A 21249-nucleotide genomic window follows, 5' to 3' on the forward strand; every position below is an offset into this window, starting at 1 on the left:
GGAAGGCGCCGCAATTTTACCTCAATTTGACTGTACCTCCGGGAGCCGGGGGCAAACGGGATTACCGGATGTCTGTTGATTACGACCTCGCATCCATAAGCGAGACTGATATTGCCATTGTCGGCATGGCCGCGCGCCTGCCCGGCGCCGCATCTGTCGATGCCTTCTGGGACAACCTGCGCAGCGGACGGTCCTCGATCACGCGGCTGAGCGACGCGGCGCTGCGCGAGGCCGGCGAAAGCCCGGGCCTGCTGCGCCATCGCAACTACGTGCCCTTTGCCGCGCCGCTCGACGGGTTCGCCGATTTCGACGCCGAGTTCTTTGGCCTGTCGCCCAAGGACGCGGCGATCATGGATCCGCAGCATCGCCAGTTCCTCGAATGCGCCTGGGAGGCGCTGGAAACCGCCGGCCGCATCCCGGAGCCAGACAGCGGCCCGGTGGGGGTTTTTGCCGGTTGCGGCATGGGCAGCTATTTCTACTTCAATCTCTGTTCCAACCCCGATCTGGTGGATCAGACCGGCATGTTCCTGCTGCGCCATACCGGCAATGACAAGGATTTCATGGCCACCCGCCTGAGCCATATCCTCGATCTCAAGGGCCCCTCGCTCAATCTCCAGACCGCCTGTTCCACCTCGCTGGTGGCGACACATTACGCCGCCCAGTCGCTGATCAACGGCGAATGCGACATGGCGCTGGCCGGCGGCGCCACGATCGAGCTGCCGCAAGGCCGGGGGTATCTCTACAAGGAAAACGAGATCCTCTCTCCCGACGGGCAATGCCATGCCTTCGATCACCGGGCGCAGGGCACGGTCTTCGGCTCGGGCGTCGGCGTGGTTGTGCTGCGGCGGCTCAAGGATGCGCTGGCCGAGGGCGACCCGATCTGGGCTGTGATCAAGGGCTCTGCGGTCAACAACGACGGCGCCGCCAAGGCCGGCTACCTTGCGCCTTCGGTCGAGGGTCAGGCGGCGGCGATTGCCGAGGCGCAGGCGATGGCCGGAGTGAGCGCCGAGACCATCGATTACGTCGAATGCCACGGCACCGGCACCTATCTGGGCGATCCCATCGAGGTGGCCGCCCTGACCCAGGCCTTCGAGGAAACCACCGACGAAACCGGCTTTTGCCGCATCGGCTCGGTCAAGACCAACATCGGCCATCTGGATACCGCCGCCGGTGTGGCGAGCCTGATCAAGACCTCGCTGGCGCTGCACCACCGGGAAATTCCGCCGAGTCTCGGCTATGAGGCGCCCAACCCGTCGATCGATTTCGAAAACTCTCCGTTCCGCGTCAACGACCGCCTCTCGCCGTGGCAGAGCCACAAGGGTCCGCGCCGTGCCGGGGTCAATTCGCTGGGGGTCGGCGGCACCAACGCGCATCTGGTGGTGGAAGAAGCGCCCGAGCGTCCGGCCTCGGAGGAAAGCGACTGGCCGTTTCAGATCCTCACCGTCACCGGCCGCAGCAAGGCCGCGGTCGAGGCCAATGCCCGGCGCCTGGCCGCGCATCTGCGCGCCCACCCCGAGCAGACCCTGGCCGATGTGGCCTATACCCTGGAAACCGGCCGGCGCAAGTTCGAGCACCGCCGGGTACTGGTGGCCGAAAGCCACGACCAGGCCGCCGACCTGCTGGAAACGCTCGATCCGCGCCGGGTCTTTGCCCATAGCGCGCTCGATGCCACGCCCGAGGTGGTGTTCATGTTCCCCGGCGGCGGGGCGCAATATGCCGGCATGGCACGCGATCTCTACGAGACCGAGCCGGTCTTTGCCGACTGGATCGACCGCGGGCTGGCGATCCTTCAGCCGAAGCTCGACTACGACATCCGCGCGCTCTGGCTGCCGCGCGCGCAGGACCGGGCCACGGCCGACCAGCGGCTGACACGGCCTTCGGTGCAATTGCCGCTGATCATGATCGTCGAATTCGCGCTGGCCAGGCTCTGGCAGAGCTGGGGCGTCACGCCGGCCGCGCTGGTCGGCCATTCGATGGGCGAAAACACCGCCGCCTGCTTCGCCGGGGTGATGTCCTTCGAGGATTGCATCGGTCTCGTCCACCTGCGCGGCCGGCTGTTCGACAGCGTGCCAGAGGGTGGTATGCTTTCGGTCTCGCTCTCGGCCGAGGCGTTGTCGCCCTACCTTGGCGCGGATCTCGACCTTGCTTCGGTCAACGCGCCCGAGCTTGCCGTCGCCTCCGGCCCGCAGGCGGCGCTCGAGGCCTTGCAGGCGCGGCTGACGGCAGAGGGCATCGACTGTCAGCGGGTCGCCATCGACATTGCGGCCCATTCCGCCATGCTCGACCCAATCCTCGACGACTTCCGCGCCTATCTGCAAGGCATTGCGCTGCATCCGCCGCAGATCCCGATCATCTCCAACCGCTCCGGCCAGCCGCTCACCGACAAAGAGGCCACCGACCCCGACTATTGGGTCGGCCATCTTCGAAACACCGTGCGGTTCGCCGATTGCATCGGCACGCTGGCGCAGGGCCAGCCCCGGGTCTTTCTCGAAGTCGGACCGGGCAAGGCGCTGGCCTCGCTGGCCCGTCTGCATCCCGATCTGCCGGCCAATCAGGTGCTGGGCACATTGCGCCATCCCGAAGACAGCATCGAGGATGACGCCTATTTCCTTGCCGCGCTCGGCCGTCTCTCGGCGCTGGGGGTCGCGGTCGACTGGGCGCAGATCTGGGGCGAGGCGCGGCGCAACCGCGTGGTACTGCCGACCTATGCCTTCCAGCATCAGACCTATTTCATCGAACCGGGGCAGGTACGCGAGAGCGGGGCCGAGCGTTTCCTCACCCGCTCGGACGAGATCGACACCTGGGCCAGCCGCATGGCCTGGGTGCCGGGACTGGCGGCCTGCGAGGTGGATGTCGAGGCCGAACTGCATCTGACCGCGCCGGAAACCTGGCTGATGTTCATGGATGACGCCGGCCTGGCGCGGCGCACCGCCGAGCGGCTGCGCGCCGCCAATCACACCGTGATCGAGGTCTGGCCCGGCGATGCCTTTGCCCGCTCGGACGACAGCGCTTACGTGCTGGCGCCGGAACGCGGCCGCGAGGGGTATGACCTCCTGATCCGCGATCTGATGGCGCGCGGCATGGTGCCGGGCCGGGTGGCGCATTTCTGGCTGGTCACCCGCGACGAGAGCCACCGCCCCGGCTCGTCCTATTTTCACCGGGTGCAGGAGCACGGGTTCTATTCGCTGCTGTTTCTCGCGCAGGCCATCGAAGAGGAAAACTTGCCCAAGCCGCTGCACATCACCGCGCTGACCAATGGCGCGGCCCGGGTGCGGCAAGAGGCGCTGCGCTGGCCCGAGAAATCGACGCTTGCCGGCCCGCTCCGGGTGATCCCGCGCGAGTTGCCCGGCGTGACCACCGCCATGATCGATCTCGAGCTGCCCGAGGGCCGCGGCAGCAAGGACCGGCTCGACGCGCTGGCCCTGCATGTGCTCGAAGACCTGCTGGCGCCGCCGACGACCGCCGAAGCCGCGCTGCGCGGCGCGCGGCGCTTTGTCCGCGCCCCCCGGGCCTTGCCGCTCGCGGCCGCGCCGGCGCCGCAGATCCGGGACGGCGGCAGCTACCTCATCACCGGCGGCTTTGGTGGCATCGGCCTCAGCATCGCCCGCCGGCTGGTGGCCGAAGGCGCGCGCCATATCGTTCTGGTGTCGCGCGGCGCACTGCCGGCACGCGACACCTGGGACCGGTATCGCAAGAGCCACGGGCCACAGGACGCCACCGCTCGCCGGATCGAGGCGGTGCTGGCGCTCGAAGCGCAGGGCGCTGAGGTTCTGCTGGCCGAGGCCGATGTCAGCAACCTGCAACAGATGCAGGCCGTGGCCGCCGATGCCCGCGCCCGGTTTGGCGCGCTTCATGGCGTGATCCATGCCGCCGGCGTGGTCGATGACGCGCTGCTGCTGACCAAGACGCAGATCGGCATCGAAAACGTTCTGACGCCGAAGATCCACGGCACAAAGGTGCTGGCCGAGGTCTTTCCCGACGGCACGCTCGACTGGCTGGTGCTGTTTTCTTCCAGCTCGACCGTCACCGCCCCGGCCGGTCAGGTGGATTACGTCGCCGCCAATGAATACCTCAACGCCTTTGCCCAGGCCCGCCGCGACGGCAAGACCCGGGTGCTGGCGCTCAACTGGGGCATCTGGTCCGAGGTCGGCATGGCGGCCCAGGCCGTGGCGGAACGCACCGGCGATCTGCCGGAGCCGCCGCGCGAACCGGTCGGCCTGCCGCTGCTCGACATTGCCACCTTTGACGACACCGGTGCGCGGCTCTTCGAGGCGAGCTGGCGGCCCGCCGAACGCTGGGCGCTCGATGAACACCGCACCCGCGACGGCCAGGCGCTGCTGCCCGGCACCGGCTATCTCGAGCTGGCCGCCGAGGCGCTGGCGGCGCAGGGCGAGACCGGGCCTTTCGCGATCCGCGACCTGACCTTCCTGCGGCCGCTTTATACCCCCGACGGCGCCGAAACCGAGGTGCGCCTCTACCTGCGCCGCTCCGACGCAGGCTATGCCATGCAGGTGCGCAGCGCCATTCGCCACGAGGGCCGCACCGGCTGGCAGCTTCATGCCGAGGCCGAGCTTGCGCTCCGGCCGCAGCGCGCGCCGCCGCCGATCGACCTGGCCGCCATTCGCGCGCGTTGCGAGGGCGGGCATCTCAGCGATATCCCGCTGCGGTCGGCGCAGGAGATGCATCTTGATTTCGGGCCCCGCTGGCGGGTGCTGCGGGCCACGGCGCTGGGCGCCGGCGAGGGCATCGCCGATCTTGTGCTGCCGCCCGAGGCGCAGGAGGATGGCGCGCCGCTGCACCCGGCGCTGATGGATATTGCCACCGGCTGGGCGATGGAGCTGATCGCGGGCTATGACCGGGCGGCGCTCTGGGTACCGATGTCCTATGGCCAGGTCCAGGTCTTTGGCCCGCTGCCGGAGCGGTTGGTGAGCTGGGTGCGCAACGCCGGGGCGAACAGGGCCACCGATCCCGTCGCCCGGTTCGACATTACCCTGACCGACGCGCAGGGCCATGTCTGCGCCGTCATCCAGGGCTTTTCGATCAAGCGGCTCGACGCCGGCGGGTTGGCCGCGGCGCCCCGGCCCACCGCCGCCGATCTGCGCTTTGACCGGGCGCAGGACATCCAGCCGCTGTCGCCGGCCGAGGAACGCCTGCACCACAATCTGAGCCAGGGCATCCGCCCCGACGAGGGCGCCGAGGCCTTTCTGCGCGCCCTGGCGACCGATCTGCCGCAGCTGGTGGTCTCGTCGCTCGACCTGCCGGCGCTGATCGCTCAGGCGGGTGAGACCGGCGCGCCGCAAGGCCCGGGCCAGCAGTTCGAGCGCCCCGACCTCGACACCGATTTCGTGCCGCCGGAGACCGATATCGAACGCACCCTCGCAGGTTTCTGGCAAGAGCTCCTGGGGGTCAGCGAGATCGGTGCCGAGGACAATTTCTTCGATCTCGGCGGTCACAGCCTGATCGCCGTGCGGCTGTTCGCGATGATCAAGAAGACCTATCGCACCGAATTCCCGATCTCGGTGCTGTTCGAGGCGCCCACCATCCGCGCCTGCGCCGCGCTGATCGAGGCCCGCGTCGGCCCGCAGGAGGGCACGACAGCGCCACAGCGGACCGAAGAGGACCAGCGCCGCTTTACCCATGTGGTGCCGATGCATGAAGGCGAGGGCAGCGACCGCACGCCGTTCTTCCTTGTCGCCGGCATGTTCGGCAATGTGCTCAACCTGCGCCATCTTGCCAATCTGATCGGCAGCGATCGGCCCTTCTATGGCCTTCAGGCGCGGGGACTTTATGGCGACGACCAGCCGCACCGCGATATCCGCGAGGCCGCCCGCGACTACATCGCCGAGCTGCGGCAGGTACAGCCGCGGGGCCCCTATCTGCTTGGCGGGTTCTCCGGCGGCGGCATCACCGCCTACGAGATGGCCCATCAGCTCGAGGCGGCGGGCGAGGAGGTGGCGCTTGTGGTCATGCTCGACACGCCCCTGCCGGTGCGCCGCAAGCTGACATTGAAGGACCGCGCGCTGATTCAGGTACAGGAGCTGCGGCGCGGCGGCGTGACCTATCCGCTGCGCTGGGCGGCGCGGCGCATCCGCTGGGAGTTCGACAAGCGGCGGCGCCCTGTGGCCGAGGCGGCGCCGGAGCACCAGTTCCACAATGCCGCCATCGAGGCGGCGTTCTACGAGGCCATCGCCCGCTATCCGCTGCGCGGCTGGACCGGAAATCTGCACCTGTTCCGGCCGCCGCTGCGGGGCAAGTGGCAGGTGTCGGGCGGGCGCCTGGTGGATGCCGACCGGGCCTATGTGCTGCCCGACAACGACTGGACGAGCCGGGTGCCGGGCCTCCAGGTCGAAGAGGTGCCGGGCACCCATGATTCCATGGTGCTGGAGCCCAATGTCCGCGTCCTTGCCGCCCGCATCCGCGCCGCGATCGAGGCGGCGGAAACGCCGACCCCTGTGTTTGTCCCGAGTGAGAAAGCGGCGGAGTGACCATGAGCCAAGCGCGCCTGTTGTGTATCCTGTTGAATTATCGCACCGCCGAGCTGTGCCGCCGGGCTGCGCGCACGGCGGTGACGGCGTTGCAGGGGCTCGATGCCGAGCTGCTGATCATCGACAATGACAGCGGCGATGGCTCTTTCGAGCAGTTGACCGCCTTCGTCGCCGCCGAGGGCTGGCCGCAGGTCCGGGTGATCTCGGCCGGGCGCAACGGCGGTTTTGGCGCCGGCAACAACCACGGCATGCGCGCCGGTCGCGACGATGGCCAGCCGGCCGATTACATCTATATCCTCAATCCCGATGCCTTCCCCGAACCCGAGGCGATCCGGGTGCTGGCCGATTGGCTCGACAGCCATCCCGAGACCGGTATCGCCGGCAGCCTGATCCGGAGCGAGACCGGCGCACAGGAATATACCGCCTTCCGCTTTCCCTCGATTGCCGGCGAATTCGAACATTCGGTGCGCTTCGGCCCGGTCAGCCGTCTGCTGCACAAGGCCCGCGTGCCGATCGATCTGCCGGACCGGCCGCAGCCGGTCGACTGGCTGGCCGGGGCCTCGATGATGCTGCGCCGCGAGATGCTCGACCGGATCGGGCTGTTCGACGAGACGTTCTTTCTGTATTTCGAGGAAACCGACCTCTGCCTGCGCGCCGCGCGCGACGGCTGGCAGACGGTCTATCTGCCCGAAAGCCGCGTCACCCATATCGGCTCGGTCTCGACCGGCATGAAGTGCTGGGACCGGGTGCCGCGGTATTGGCTGGATAGCCGGCTGCATTATTTCACCAAGTCCCACGGCGGCGCCTATGCCGCGCTGGCCACGCTGACCCATGCCACCGGCGGGCTGATGTGGCGTCTGCGCAAGGTTCTGCAACGCAAACCCGACGCCGATCCGCCGCATTTTCTGCGCGATCTGGTGGCACATCATGTCCGTGCGCTGCTGTCCCGGTCCGAACGCCGCGCCACGCCGCAACCCGCCAGGAGGCTGCCATGAGTGCATTCACCGCCATCGTCGTCGGAAACGACACGCTCACCCGCGCCTGCGCCGAACAGATGCTGGACCGGGGCCATGCCATTGCCGCGCTTGTCACCCGGTTGCCGGAGCTGCGGGCCTGGGCCGAAGCGCAGGGGGTGCGGGTCGAGACGCCGGGGAAGGATCTGCCGGCCCGGCTGGAGGGGCTGGCCTGCGACTGGCTGCTCTCGATTGCCAATCTGGATGTCTTGCCGGCCGAAGTGCCGGCGCTGGCCCGCCGCGGCGCGGTGAATTTTCACGACGGCCCACTGCCGCGTCATGCCGGTCTGAACGCGCCGGTCTGGGCGCTGCTGGCAGGTGAGGCGCACCATGGCATCACCTGGCACATGATCGCGGGCGGCATCGACGAGGGCGATATCCTGGTGACGCGCGAGATCGCGCTGGCCGCGGACGAGACCGCCCTGAGCCTCAACCTGAAATGTTATGCCGCCGGGGTCGAGAGCTTCCCCGCGCTGCTGGATCAACTGGCCGGCACGCCACAGCGTCAGCCGCAGGATTTGAGCCAGCGCAGCTATCACGGGCGGACCGCCCGGCCCGAAGCCATGGGCCTGCTGCAATTCGACCGGCCGGCGGACAGGGTGGCGCGGATGGTTCGGGCGCTGGATCACGGCGATTATCCCAACCCGCTCTGCATTGCAAAGGTCAGGATCGCGGGCGAGGCCTATGCGGTTGGCCGGGCCCAGCCCGTCGCGGGGCAGGGGGCGCCGGGCGAGGTGCTGGCGGTGGCCGAGGCCCTGACCGTCGCCTGTGGCCAAGGTGCGGTGCGGCTGGCCGGGCTGCGGCGGATGGACGGCAGCGTTCCCGAGATCACGGCGCTTGCGAAGCCCGGCGACAGGTTGGCCCCTGTCGCGCCCGAAGAGGTGCAGGCGCTGACCGGTTTTGCCGAGGCGCTGGCCCCGGCCGAACCTTTCTGGCGCCGCGCCTTCGCCGGTTTCACGCCCGCGACCCTCGCCGGCGGTGGGCAGGGCGCCAGTGGCACCGAAGAGATCGCTTTCGACTGGCCGGAGGCGCTCGACCTGCAACAGAAGGCCGATCTTGTCCGGCACTGGGCGGCCCAGGCCAGCGGCATGCCCGACGCCGGGATTGCGCTGGTGCATGCCGGGCTTGAGACGCGCGGCGGATTGGCCCTGCCCTGGGTGCCGTTCCAGCGCGGCGATGACATCGCGCGGCTGCAAGCAAGACCCGCCGTGCCCGCCGATCTGGCGCTGCGCAGTCCGGAGATCCCGGCGCTGCGCCTGCCGGATGTGGCCTTTGCGCTGGACGTCCCCTCCGAGGCTCCGCTCACCGTCACCGCCGCCGGCAGGCTGGTCTTTGACCGCGCCCGGATCAGCCCCGCGATGGGCCGCATCCTCGCCGACCGTCTCGCCGCCATGGCCGAGGCCCGTATCCAGGGCGCGGCGCTGCCCGACATGCCGCCCGCCGAGCGCGATCTGGTGCTGTACGGCTGGAACCGGACCCAAGCCGATCATGACCGCAGCCTGACGATGCAGACCGCCTTTGAGGCGCAGGTCGCCCGCACGCCCGAGGCCACGGCGCTGGTGGTCGGCCGCGAAGAGATGAGCTACGCCGCGCTCAATGCCCGCGCCAATCGCGTCGCGCATGTACTGCGTGGCATGGGGGTCGGCCCCGGCACGCTGGTCGGGCTCTGTACCGCGCGCAACATCCATCTGGTGGTTGGCGCGCTGGCGATCCTCAAGGCCGGCGGCGCCTATGTGCCGATGGACCCCACCTATCCCGCCGACCGGCTCGCGCTTTACCTCGAAGACAGCGGCGCGCCGGTTGTGCTGACGGAACAGGCGCTGAAGGACCAACTGCCCGAGAGCGCCGCCCATGTTCTCACCCTGGACGCCGCTCCGGAGATCGAGACCGCGCCTTCGGACGACCCCGCGCCGCAGGCAAGCCCCGAGGATCTCGCCTATCTGATCTATACCTCCGGCTCCACCGGCCGGCCCAAGGGCGTCATGGTGGAACATCGCAATGTGGTGAACTTCTTTGCCGGCATGGATACCCGGATCGGCCGCGAGACGCCGGGCACATGGCTGGCGCTGACCTCGCTCAGCTTCGACATCTCGGTGCTGGAATTGTTCTATTCGCTGGCGCGCGGTTACAAGCTGGTGCTGGTCAACGAGGAACAGAAGCTCGAGACCACCCAGCCGGGCGAGGGCATGGACTTCAGCCTCTACTACTGGGGCAACGACGATGGCGTCGGCCGCGACAAATACCGCTCGCTACTGGAAGGCGCGAAATTCGCCGATCAGAACGGCTTTTGCGCGGTCTGGACGCCGGAACGGCATTTCCACGCCTTCGGCGGGCCTTATCCCAACCCTTCGGTCACCGGCGCGGCCGTCGCGGGCGTCACAAAAAACATCGCCGTGCGCGCCGGCAGCTGTGTCGCGCCGCTGCATCATACAGCCCGGATCGCCGAGGAATGGGCGGTGATCGACAATCTCACCAATGGCCGCGCCGGGATGGCGATCGCCAGCGGTTGGCAGCCCGACGATTTCGTGCTGCGCCCCGAGAACACGCCGCCCGAGAACAAGCCCGCCATGCTGCGCCAGATCGAAGAGCTGCGCCGGCTCTGGGCCGGCGAGGCGGTGGAATATCCCAAGGCGGACGGCACCCTGCATGCGGTGGTGACGCAGCCGCGACCGGTGTCGAAAAAGCTGCCGATCTGGGTGACGACGGCGGGCAACCCGGCGACCTGGAAAGAGGCCGGCAAGATCGGCGCCAATGTGCTGACCCACCTGCTGGGCCAGACGGTCGAGGAAGTGGCGGGCAAGATCGCGCTGTACCATGACGCGCTGCGCGAGGCCGGGCATGATCCTGCGGAATTCACCGTCACGCTGATGCTGCACAGCTATGTCGCCGAAACCCGCGAGGCCGCGCGCGAAGTGGCCCGCGAGCCGATGAAGGACTACCTGCGCTCGGCCGCTGGGCTGATCAAGCAATATGCCTGGGCCTTTCCCGCCTTCAAGCGGCCCGAGGGGGCCAAGAACGCCTTCGACCTCTCGCTCGACGGGCTCACCGAGGAAGAAATGGACGCGATCCTCGATTTCGCCTTTCAGCGCTATTTCGAGGACTCGGGGCTTTTTGGCACGGTCGAGGATGCGGTGGCGCGGGTCGAGAGCCTGAAAGAGATCGGCGTGACCGAGGTGGCCTGCCTGATCGACTATGGCATTGATGTCGACACCGTGTTGGCCGGGCTGCACCCGCTGGCCGAGGTGCTGCGGCGCTGCAATGCCGGGGTCGAGCGCGATTATTCCATTGCGGCGCAGATTGCCCGCCATGGCGTGACCCATCTGCAATGCACCCCTTCGACGATGCGTCTGTTGCTGTTGTCGCCGGAGACCCGCAAGGCGCTGGCCCAGGTCGAGCGGATCATGCTTGGCGGCGAGCCGCTGGCCGGGGCGCTGGTGGACGAGCTTCACGGGCTCACCGACGCCCGGATCGAGAACATGTACGGGCCGACCGAAACGACGATCTGGTCGTCCACCGGCCCGGCCCGTGGCGGCGAAGCGATCTGTGGCATCGGCACGCCGATTGCCAACACACAGCTTTATATACTTGATAACAAAGGAAACCCCGCGCCGGTTGGCGTTACCGGCACGCTTCATATCGGCGGCGAGGGGGTGACCCGCGGGTATTGGCAGCGCGCCGGGCTGACAGCGGAACGCTTTGTCGCGAACCCCTTTGCCGACGGTCGCCTCTACGACACCGGCGATCTGGCGCGCTGGCAGGCGGATGGCACGGTGGATTTCCTCGGCCGTGCCGACACCCAGGTCAAGCTGCGCGGCTATCGGATCGAACTCGGCGAGATCGAGGCCCGGCTCGAGGCGATGGAAGGCGTGACGCAGGCGGTTGTGGTGGTGCAGGACGGCCAGACGCTGGTGGCCTTCCACGATGGCCCGGCCCCGGCGGGTGCGCTGCGCCGGGCGCTGGCGGAGGCGGTGCCGGGGTACATGGTGCCGTCGCGGTTCGAACATCTGGCGGAATTCCCGCTGACACCCAACCGCAAGGTCGACCGCAAGGCATTGGCCACGCGCGCACCGGCCGCCGCCCCTGCCGCCCCGGCCCAGGCGCCGCCGCCCGCGGCCGGTGCCGATGCAACGGCGGTTCAGGCGCAGGTGGCCGAGGTCTGGCAAAGGGTGTTGGGGCTGGGCGAGATCCCGGCGCAGGGCAACTTCTTCGACCTGGGCGGTCATTCGCTTCTGGCGGTGCAGGCGCATCGCGAGCTGCGCAAGGAGCTGGGGCTGACACGGCTCAGCATCGCCGATGTCTTCGGCTATCCGACCCTGACCGGCCTGGCGGCGCGCATTGCCGAAATCGGCGGCGCGAAACCGGCGGCCAGACCACGGCCCGAGGCGCAGCGGGCGCCGCCGCCGGCCAATGGGCAGGCCGAGCCGCGCAGCGAAGCGCCCCTGCCGGAGCACCCCGGTGCCGCGGCGCGGAAAGAAGCGATGGCCCGGCGTCGCGAGATGCGTGCGCGGCGGCAGGCGGGGTAAGCGCCTCCGGCCGCTGGCAGAACCGTGATGAGGTCGGTAATCACTTGGATTGTTTATGAAAAAGCCTGTCAGGAAACGGAGTGTTTCCGGAATTCCGGGCTGAAGTAGTGGCGAATTTTGGACAATTCGCCTAGATTGCAGATGGGGCAAATCACCGGGGCCTTCTGCCGACCTGTTTCGGCAGGCGCGGCCGGCTCGGTCAGGTGAACTGCCCCCCGCGGGGGCGCGTGTTGGAGCTAAAAGATGAACCAGTTGGGATCGTTTGCCGATCTGAGAAACGTGCTGCGCCGGCGGCTGCCCCTGATCATGTTGATCACGCTTGTGGGCTGTGCGCTGTCGATCCATTTCGCCCTGAGACAGCCCAAGGTCTATGAGGCGATTGCCGTCGCCCAGATCGAGGATGCCACCATCATCGACAGCCGCACCGGCCGCACCTATGCCGCCCATCGGCTGACGCTGATCGAACAGCGGATGATGGCCCGCGACAACGTGATCGAGATCATCGAGGATTTCGGCCTCTATCCCGATGAGGAAGACTCGATCGGCTACAAGGTGGCGCTGTTCCGCGAGGCCACATCGATCATTCCGGTGATGGACAGCACCCAGCCCTGGCTGACCAACGGCAGCCCCACCGGCCTGACCATCCGCGTCGCCATGTCCGATCCGGAACAGGCGGCGGATGTGGCCAACGAGCTTTTGGCACGGGTGGTCGATCAGGGCCGCTCGCAACAGGAAACCCAGACCGAACAGGCGCTTGTGTTCTTCAGCGGCGAGGAACAGCGGCTCACCGCCGAGATCATCGCGCTCGAAGAGCGGCTGGCCCGGTTCAAGCAGGAGAATGCCGACAGCCTGCCGTCGGTGATTACCGGCCAGCGCAGCCGGCTCGACACCCTGCGTCAGACCGAGCTCGATATCGAACGCGACATCATTCAGCTTCAGACCAGTGCGCGGCGGTCGCGTGAAGGCGTGCTCGAGGCGCAGATTGCCCAGCTCGCCGAGCAGCGCCGGCTGGTGCAGGAGCGCATCGCCGTGGTCGAGGCGGCGCTGAGCAACAGCCCGCAGGTCGAGCAGGAGCTGAACGCGCTCGATCGTGAGCTGACCCAGCTGCGCGATCAGCTGAGCCAGATCACCGCCAGCAAGGTCAAGGCCGAGACCGATCGGACCTTGCAGCAGCAAAAACAGACCGAGCGGTTCGAGGTGCTGGAAACCGCGCTGGTGCCCGAATATCCGGTGTCACGCAGCCGCAAGAAGACGGCGTTCATGGGCGGCGTGGCCAGCATCGTCTTTGGTGTCGGCCTGGCTCTGATCCTCGAGATCATGAACCCCGCGATCCGCAACGCGACCCAGCTTGAACGCGCGCTTGGCATTCAGACGGTGGTGTCGATCCCGGTCGTCCAGACGCAGCGCGAACAGCGAATGCGCAATGTCATGATCCTGGGCTGGCTGTTGGGAATGCTGGCGTTGGTCCCGGCGGCGCTGCGGGTGATCAACGACCGATGGCCCAATATCAACCCTTTTGACACGGGCGAACGCCAGGCGGCCCGGCTCTGACCCCCAGCCCCGCGCGGCGCGGTCTCAGTAGCTGTAGATCTGCGCGGCCTCGCCTTCGGAGCGGTTGAGCACGACGCCAAGCAGCGGCGTCTCGGTGCCGAGCCTGCGCTCGACATCGCGGACCTGCTGCGGCTTGGTGATGCCGCCGCCGACAACGAGGATGATACCGTCGAACAGCGGCCGCGCGGCCAGCACATCGTCATTGACCAGCGCCGGCGGCATATCGAACAGCACCACATCGGGCGCCAGCGCCGCTTCCATCCCGCTCAGCACGGCGGCGGTGTCGGGGTCTTGCAGCAATTCCGCGGCATAGGGTTCACGCCGGGCATTGACGCCGAAAGCCACCTGATCGCCGATCTTGAAGTCGTTCGCCGCCGGGCGGCGCAGCAGATCGCCGAGCGGCAGGTTGCCGCGCAGAAAGGCCGGAAGGTCGGGCGCATCGGGGATATTCAGAACCTTGTCGAGCGTCGGGTGACGCATGTCGAGATCCAGCATAACTGAGCGGCAATTGCTCTGCCGCGACAGCGAAATCGCCAGGTTGGCGGCGAGGAAGGTCTTGCCGCAGCCTTCGGTGGGCGAGGTGATGGCGACGCGGGTCCAGCGATTTTCGCGCAGCGCCCGCAGGAGCTTGGTGCGCAAGACGTCAAAGGCCGAATGCACCGGGTCTTCGCGGGTGGCGGTGATGATGCGATTGCGCTCGAGCTTGCGGGCATTGACGTGAAAGCTCGGCAGCGCCGCCCAGGCCCCGGGTTCTCCGCGTTTGCGGCGGGGGGGCGGGGCGGGCTCCGCTGGCTGATCAGGCTCCGGCGTCTCAGCGGCAGGAGCCGGGGCTGGCTCTGGTACGGGCTCTGGCGGCGCGACGGCGGGCCGCGCGTCTGTCGCGGGCGCCCTGGGCTTGGCCTCGGGCGAGGGCGCCGCTTCAGATGTACGCTCTGCCTCGGATCTGACGTCCGCCGGTGTGGGCGTTTCCGGTGGCGTCAACTCTTCCGGCTCCAGCGGCGTTTCGCGTTCGGGCGCCAGGTGGATCGGCCCGGTCAGCGCCGGTTTCGGCGCCGGTCCTCCGGCCTCGCGCGATGCGCGTTTCTTCCTCGTCCAGCGTTTTTCCATGATCAATCGCTCTTGCCCCGGCGGGGTCCGATGTGTCCCGCCTTGTCACTCTCCGGCAGCAAACACCGAAAATCAGGCAGAAATAAGCCTATTCCTTGGACCTTCTCAGAAACCAAAGAGGTTGGCTCGGGTGATTGCCTTGTCCACGAACCTCGCACGGTCGGCCTCGGGCTGCCAGCCCAGCAGGCGCTTGGGCTTGGCATTGTCGAAAGGCGAGAGATGCGCCCGGCTCTTCCAGTCGCGCAACGAGGCGCGGAGTGCGTCCCGGCGTCCCAGGGCATGTCGTTTCAGCCGGTATTTCACTGCATCCGCCGCCCAGAACAGGTGCAGATTGCCCGGCTTCACCGCGATCCGCGCGCCGGTGGCCTGATGGATCGCGTCGAAATAATCGCGCGCGCTCATCATCGGCTCGCCCACCAGGGTAAAATCTTCGCCCACCGCCTCGGGGTGTTCGCCCATGGCGATCAGCCCGTCGCAGACGTCGTCGATCAGCACGAAGGGCAGGATATTGTGCCCCTTGCCCCAGATCCGCACCGCGCCGGCGCCATGCCAGCGCCCGATCCCCCAGTGCTGCAAGGGTCCGCCGGGGCCGACGACGATACCGGGCCGGGCGATGGTGACCGGCAGGCCGCTGTCGCGATGCATCTGCATCAGCCGGCGTTCGCATTCCGCCTTGGACCGGGCGTAGAGGTTGCGGTCTGCCATGTCGGCGCCAAAGCCGGTGGTCTCTGTGATCGTCTGGCCCGGATCGGACATGTCATACGAGGCGATGGTGCCGGTATAAACCAGCCGCTTGACCCCCGCCGCCTGCGCCGCCTCGGCTACGCGCAGGGCGACACCCACGTCGTTCTCGAGCGCGGCCGCCCAGGTGGTTTCGAGCGCGCGGGCGAGGTTGTAGACCACTTCGATCCCTTCCATCGCCGCCCGCAATCCGGCGTCATCCTTGAGCGAAACCGCCACCGTCTCGACCTGATCCGGCAGGTCGCCAAATGGCCCGTTACGCCCGCGCGACAGCACCCGCACATCGGTGCCCCGCGCCACAAGCGCCCGGGTCAGGTGTCGGCCGATAAAGCCGGTGCCGCCGATCACCAGCGCCCTGGGCTGCGGATCGCGGGTTCTGGCGGGCAGATTCGGGCCGACCAGCGCGGGCAGCCTGTCCAGCGTCGCATCGATCGCCCGGGTGACCGTCAGCGCGGCTTCGGGGCCAAAGCGTGCATCGACCGGCGTGCCGCTTTCGGCGGCAGCATAAAAGGCCCGGACAAGGCCCTGAAACGATAGCGCATAAGGTTGCTTGCGGTTCAGCGACAGCATCTGCCGCGTGCCGTTCACCATACCTTCGCGCAGCGCCTGACCGGCGAGACCCATCTGCCGCAGAAAGGGGTTGGCGACGATATCGGCGGTGTTGTCGCGGCTCACCTGCAACGTGTCATTGGCGTAATCCAGCCGCGCCATGGCAGAGGAACCCCGGATCGTGACCGAGCGGTCATCCATGATCTCGACCAGCGAGATGTTGAACGCCAGATCCACCGAGCCGGCCCGCGCCAGTATCCGCCAGACCTGCGGTCTCTCGCCCATGCCGGGCAATGCTACCGGCTTGGCGACATCGAGAAACACCACCTCGACCGGGCCAAAGAGATCGACGGCGAAAGCGAAGAGATGCGGCCCCAGCTCCTTGAGCAGATTGCCCGGCTCGCGCAGGAGCCAGAGGCCGTATGGCCCCGAGCGCAGTGGCGGCAGCGGGAAATGCCAGTTGATCTCGGCCTGTGCCACACGGCCCAGCGCGCCGGAGCGGAGCATGGATTTCAGACGCGCATAGCTCGGTACGCCGAGGAAATTGTGGCCGGCCGCCAGGATCTTGCCCGAGGCCTCGGCCGCCCGCGCCATCTCTTCCATGTCCGATACCGAAAGCGCGACCGGCTTTTCCACCAGGCAATGCAGCCCGCCCTCCAGGCATTGCACCGCCAGCGATGTGTGCAGCTGCGGCGGGGTGCAGATATGTACGGCGTCGACCACGCCGGCCGCGATCATCTCGTCGACGGAGGTGAAGACCTGCGCGCCATGTGCTGCCGCCAGCGCGCCTGCCGCATCGGCCGAAAGATCGCAGACCGCCGTCAGCCTGGCGGCGCCGGTCATCTTTACCGCATCCGCATGCCAATCCGCGATGTAGCCCGCGCCGATAATACCTGTTCTCAAAACCATTACGCTCACTTGTATTCGATGATCCGCATGTCCCGCCCCATCCACCTGCGCAGATGAAACCGGAGCATCCCGATCAGGTTGGGAAATTTCGACAGCGTCAGAAAGACCGCGTGATGCAGCGCCGTGGCGCGCGGCAGGCCTTCCTGTCGCATCAGCCCCCGCACTGTGCGAAGCCAGGACAGGACATAGGCCAGCAGCACCAGCGCCGTCAGCCAGGGCGCCGCAAACAGGCCGACGAGCGCCAGAACCGGCGCCAAGAGCCCCCAGAGCCAGCTGCGCATCCGCTCGCGGCGGAAGTAGTCCGGGTGCAGATGGCCGACCTGGGCAAAGCCATGCCCGGTCCGCACCGCCCGCTGCCACCAGGCGCCAAAGCGTGTCATCGCGGCGTCATGCTGGGTCATCTCTTCGGGGATGCGCAGCAATTGCCAGCCGGCCTTGCGCAGCCGGCAACACAGCTCGTCATCCTCGGCCGCGATCACCCGCGCGTCGAAGCCGCCGGCCTCGAGATAGGCAGTGCGGCGCAGCATCATGTCGCCTCCGCAGGCGCGGATTTCGCCCGCCGGCCGGTGCCATTCCACCTGCGCCAAGGCATTGTAGACCGAGGCCCCGGGCGCGATCTCGCGCCGCCAGCCGGTGACCAGCCCGCGCTTGGGCTCGGCCAGAAGCGCGGCGCGCGCGGTCTCGATCCAACCCGGTGCAATGGCGCAATCGCCGTCGATGAACTGGACGATCTCCGCCGCGCCGCCGGTGGCTTCGAGATGCAGGAACCCTTGGTGCCGAGCGCGCGCCGCGGTGAAGGGCCGGCTGAGGTCGAGATGTACCACTTCGGCCCCGGCCGCCTCGGCCGCGGCGACGCTGCCGTCGGAAGATCCGCTGTCGACATAGACCATCCGCCGCGCCTGCCCCTGCGCCGAGGCCAGACAGCGCCGCAGCCGGTCGCCCTCGTTGCGGCCGATCAGGATCAGGTCGACCGCGCTCATGGCCGCTTGCCCGGATGCGCCGCGCCGTCGGCGTAGACCTCGAACAACCGGCCGAGCCAGGCCGCCTCCTTGCCGATGTCGAAGTCCTCGACGACGCGGGTGCGCCCGGCCCGGCCCATTTCGACGCGGCGGTCCGGGTCGGCCAGAACGGCGCGGATTGCCTGCGCCAGCCGCTGCGCATCGCCGGGCGGCACGAGAAAGCCGCTCTTGCCGTGCTCGACCAGTTCCGAGACCCCGGCGACGCCGGTGGTGATCACCGGTCGTCCGGCCGCCATCGCCTCCATCAGCACCACCGGCACGCCCTCGGCGAAGCTCGGCAACACCAGCGCGTCGGTCACCTTCAGCGCCCGGGCGACTTCGGACTGGCTGCGATAGCCGGCAAAGTCCACCATATCGCGCAGACCGAGATCCGCCGCGTCCTGCTCCAGTCGCGCCCGTTCCGGCCCGTCGCCGATCAGGGTGACGCGCAGCCCGGGCAGCTCGCCTTTCAGGATGCTCAGCGCCTCGAGCAGCACCGGCACGCCCTTGACCGCCGCCAGCCGTCCGACAAAGGTCAGATGCGGCGGGCCCTGGCGCGGGGCCGGATCGTAGCGTGCCGGATCGATGCCGCAATGCACGATGTGCAGCTTGTCCCAGAGCGCGCGGTCGGAAAAGATCATCGCCTGCGCCCGGCAGAATTCGGAGATGCAGGCCACGAAACGCGCCCGGGCGATCTTTTCGTCGAGCCGCCAGTGGTCCGGGGCAAAGAAGATATCCGGCCCGTGCAGGGTAAAGCTGTAGGGGATGCCGCTGAGCTCCGAGGCCAGCATCGCCACGGTGCAGCTCGCCTTGGCGATATGGTTGTGCAGGTGGCGCACGCCATGGCGCTGCATGTGATCGGCCAGCATGATGGCCTCGGCGAAATAGAACATCTGCCAGAGCCAGTTGCGCAATCCCCCCGGCGCGGTGCGCCAGGCCAGGGCGAAGGCGCGAAAGAACCGCCCCGGATGGCGCAACAGGCGGAGCTTGGCGGCGGCGAGCCGCAGCGGATGTTTCGCCGCCTCGAGCACGTGAAAGGTCTGCGCCGCCTCGGCGATCTGTTCCTCGCCCACCAGATGCTCTGGCCCGGTGCGGCGGATCGAGGCGGTCATGATCGTGATACCCTGCGCCCTGAGCGCCGCGACCTCGCGCTGGATGAAGGTATCGGTGACGCGGGGGTATTCGCCGGTGAGGTAGAGGAGGGGGCCGGTCATCCCTGGGCCTCATGCATCAGCGCCTCGAAGCTCTTCGCCTGCCGCAGGCCCAGGGTCTCGCGCATCCGGCTGTTGTCGTAACACAGCGGCAGAAACCGCGCCCGCAGCACCTCGGGGCGCAGCAGGCCGGGCAGCCTGTGGCGTGGCAGCACCGTCGCGGACAGCCGTGCCAGGGGCATCACCCAGCGCCAGTTGAGCGGCAGGACCAGCGGCGGCGTACCGGCGAGATTGGCGAGATAGCGCTGCCGGGTCGGCAGGTCTTCGTCGAGCACGTTGATCGGCCCGGTGGCCGGGTGTTCGGCGGCCTTGATCAGCGCCCCGGTGCAGGTGGAGATATGGCACAGCGGGATCTCGCCGCGGCCTGCCAGGCGCAGCAGCACCGGCCCGAGGGCAAGACCCAGATGCGCGTTCCAGAGCCGACCCGGGCCGAAAACCGCCCCGGCCCGCAGGATGGTGACACCGTGGCCCCGTGTCTTGGCGGTATCGGACACCAGCCGTTCCTGAGCCGCCTTGTTGGTGGCATAGGCATCGGCCCTGGCTCCGGCGTCCAGCAGCGCCGAATTCTCGGTGATCATCGCGCCCGGGTCGGCGTGGGCCATGTCATAGACCGCCATGGAACTCATGTGCACCAGCCGGGTGCCGTCGGGCAGGGCGGCCAGCAGGCTCCGGGTCGCCTGCAAGGTATCGCGCGCCTGCCGCGTGGCATCGCCGGAGAGCGAGGCCGCCAGATGCAGCACCACGTCGGCCAAGGCGCAGGCCGCGGGCAGGGCGGGGCAGTCTGTCAGGTCGCCGGCAATCACCGTGATACCGGCGTCGTCGCGCCAGCTCTCGGGGGCGGCGCTGGCGTCGCGCAGCACGGCGATCACCGCGTGGCCCCGCGCCCGGGCGGCCGCGACGCTGTGGCGGCCGACATAGCCTGCCGCGCCGGTGATCAGCAGGGTCAGCGCGCCCATGGCATCGGCTCCGGTTGGGGACAGGTGGTTGTCATGTCCTGCGGTCCGGTCTCTTCGCCGGCGTTCTGCATTGCCAAGATCACCTCGGTCAGATGCAGCGCGAAATCGCTGTCGAGCCGGCAGGCGCGGCCCTCGGCAAGCGCGTCCAGCATCTCGACCGGGCCGAGCGCGAAATTCATCGCCGCTGCGCCCCTGCGCGAGACCTTGGGATGGGTCGGCCCGCCGGGCCTGCACCGCCGCCCGAAAGGCAGTTCGAGCAGCCGCCGCCGCAGGTTGACCCGCCGGTGAAAGCGCACCGGGGCGGCATTGTTCCAGGCCTGTTTCACCTCCAGCACGCCGGCATCGCCGATGGCGCGGATGCGGTGATCATGCGGCGCGGCGATCGAACAGGTCAGCCGCGCCACCGGTCCCGCGTGGAAAAACAGCGTGGCGGTGGCGAAATCGGGGGTGTTTGCGCCGCCGGGCTTGTCGGGGATCACCTCGGCCGAGGCCGCCACCACGCGCCTGACCGGCCCGAAGGCGGCGATCAGCCATGTCAGGTAATAGCCCGCGTGCTCCAGCGTGCAGCCGGTGCGAAACTCGTCCTCGGCCGGCCAGGGCGCGCCGCTTTCGCTGATCCAGCTGCCATGGCGGGCCTGCGGCACAAAACCGTCGTCAAGCTCGGCATAGACCAGCCGCACCGGGCCGGCGGTGCCGCGGCGTATCTCGCGCAGAAAGACCTGTGCCGCCTCGCCCAGCACGCTGCTCGGCGCCGAGGCGAGCATCAGCCCGGCGTCATCGGCCATGGATTTGAGCGCCTTGGCTTCCTCCATCGTCAGCGCCAGCGGCTTTTCGCACCATACATGCCGGCCGGCGGCCAGGCAGGCGCGGTTGACGGTATAATGCGCGCCCGGATTGGTCAGGTTGAGCACGATGGCGCCCTCGGGCAGCGCGGCGAGGAAGTTTTGTAGATCGGCCTGCGGCGGCACGGCCCAATGGGCGCAAAAGGCGGCCAGCCGCGCGGCGTCGGTGTCATGCGCGGCGACAACCGACAGATCGTCATAGAGCGCCAGCGAGCGCATGTAGAGATCGGCGACAAAGCCGCAGCCGATGAGGCCCACGGCGCGCATCAGCACGGCCCCCCGCGCAGGGCAGGGCCAAGGGTCGTGCCGGTCCGTATCAGGGGCATGCGCGCGCGGGTCCGTCTGGTTGCTGTCAGGCGCGGTT

General features: G+C 68.3%; 10 protein-coding genes. 4 read left to right on the forward strand and 6 right to left on the reverse strand.

The features are described from left to right. Positions 1-68: 68 nt before the first annotated feature. The 4 genes from PVW49_RS15180 (at position 69) to PVW49_RS15195 (ending at position 13572) form a co-directional block, all read left to right on the forward strand. Positions 69-6485 (forward strand): type I polyketide synthase, encoded by a 6417-nt coding sequence (locus PVW49_RS15180; RefSeq protein ID WP_274590938.1) that lies wholly within the window; start codon positions 69-71, stop codon positions 6483-6485. 2 nt (positions 6486-6487) lie between these two features. After that, positions 6488-7480, forward strand: a complete 993-nt coding sequence (locus PVW49_RS15185) for a glycosyltransferase family 2 protein (RefSeq protein WP_074836077.1) — start codon at positions 6488-6490, stop codon at positions 7478-7480. Next, on the forward strand, positions 7477-12021 hold the full coding sequence (locus PVW49_RS15190) for a MupA/Atu3671 family FMN-dependent luciferase-like monooxygenase (RefSeq protein ID WP_274590939.1): 4545 nt from the start codon (positions 7477-7479) through the stop codon (positions 12019-12021). Before PVW49_RS15185 ends, PVW49_RS15190 begins: the two co-directional genes overlap by 4 nt. Before the next feature lie 243 nt (positions 12022-12264). After that, the gene (locus PVW49_RS15195) at positions 12265-13572 is read left to right on the forward strand and encodes a GumC family protein (RefSeq protein WP_274590940.1); all 1308 of its coding nucleotides are present in this window, start codon (positions 12265-12267) and stop codon (positions 13570-13572) included. Positions 13573-13596: 24 nt separating this feature from the next. Here PVW49_RS15195 and PVW49_RS15200 read toward each other — a convergent pair whose 3' ends face one another. The 6 genes from PVW49_RS15200 to PVW49_RS15225 form a co-directional block, all read right to left on the reverse strand. Further along, positions 13597-14679, reverse strand: coding sequence for a CpsD/CapB family tyrosine-protein kinase (locus PVW49_RS15200; RefSeq protein ID WP_274590941.1), 1083 nt, complete (start codon positions 14677-14679; stop codon positions 13597-13599). A gap of 105 nt (positions 14680-14784) precedes the next feature. Further along, positions 14785-16878, reverse strand: coding sequence for an NAD-dependent epimerase/dehydratase family protein (locus tag PVW49_RS15205; RefSeq protein ID WP_274590942.1), 2094 nt, complete (start codon positions 16876-16878; stop codon positions 14785-14787). Positions 16879-16883: 5 nt separating this feature from the next. Then, the gene (locus PVW49_RS15210) at positions 16884-17858 is read right to left on the reverse strand and encodes a glycosyltransferase (protein WP_274590943.1); all 975 of its coding nucleotides are present in this window, start codon (positions 17856-17858) and stop codon (positions 16884-16886) included. Further along, positions 17855-19090 (reverse strand): glycosyltransferase, encoded by a 1236-nt coding sequence (locus PVW49_RS15215; protein WP_274590944.1) that lies wholly within the window; start codon positions 19088-19090, stop codon positions 17855-17857. The genes PVW49_RS15210 and PVW49_RS15215 overlap by 4 nt, the downstream gene beginning before the upstream one ends. Further along, entirely contained in the window at positions 19087-20043 is a 957-nt protein-coding gene (locus PVW49_RS15220) for an NAD-dependent epimerase/dehydratase family protein (RefSeq protein ID WP_274565768.1), read from the reverse strand. Before PVW49_RS15220 ends, PVW49_RS15215 begins: the two co-directional genes overlap by 4 nt. Beyond that, positions 20031-21152, reverse strand: coding sequence for a Gfo/Idh/MocA family protein (locus PVW49_RS15225; protein WP_274590945.1), 1122 nt, complete (start codon positions 21150-21152; stop codon positions 20031-20033). Before PVW49_RS15225 ends, PVW49_RS15220 begins: the two co-directional genes overlap by 13 nt. Between the last annotated feature and the right edge of the window lie 97 nt (positions 21153-21249).

Source organism: Marinovum sp. PR37, from assembly GCF_028807375.1.
GTDB lineage: Bacteria > Pseudomonadota > Alphaproteobacteria > Rhodobacterales > Rhodobacteraceae > Marinovum > Marinovum algicola.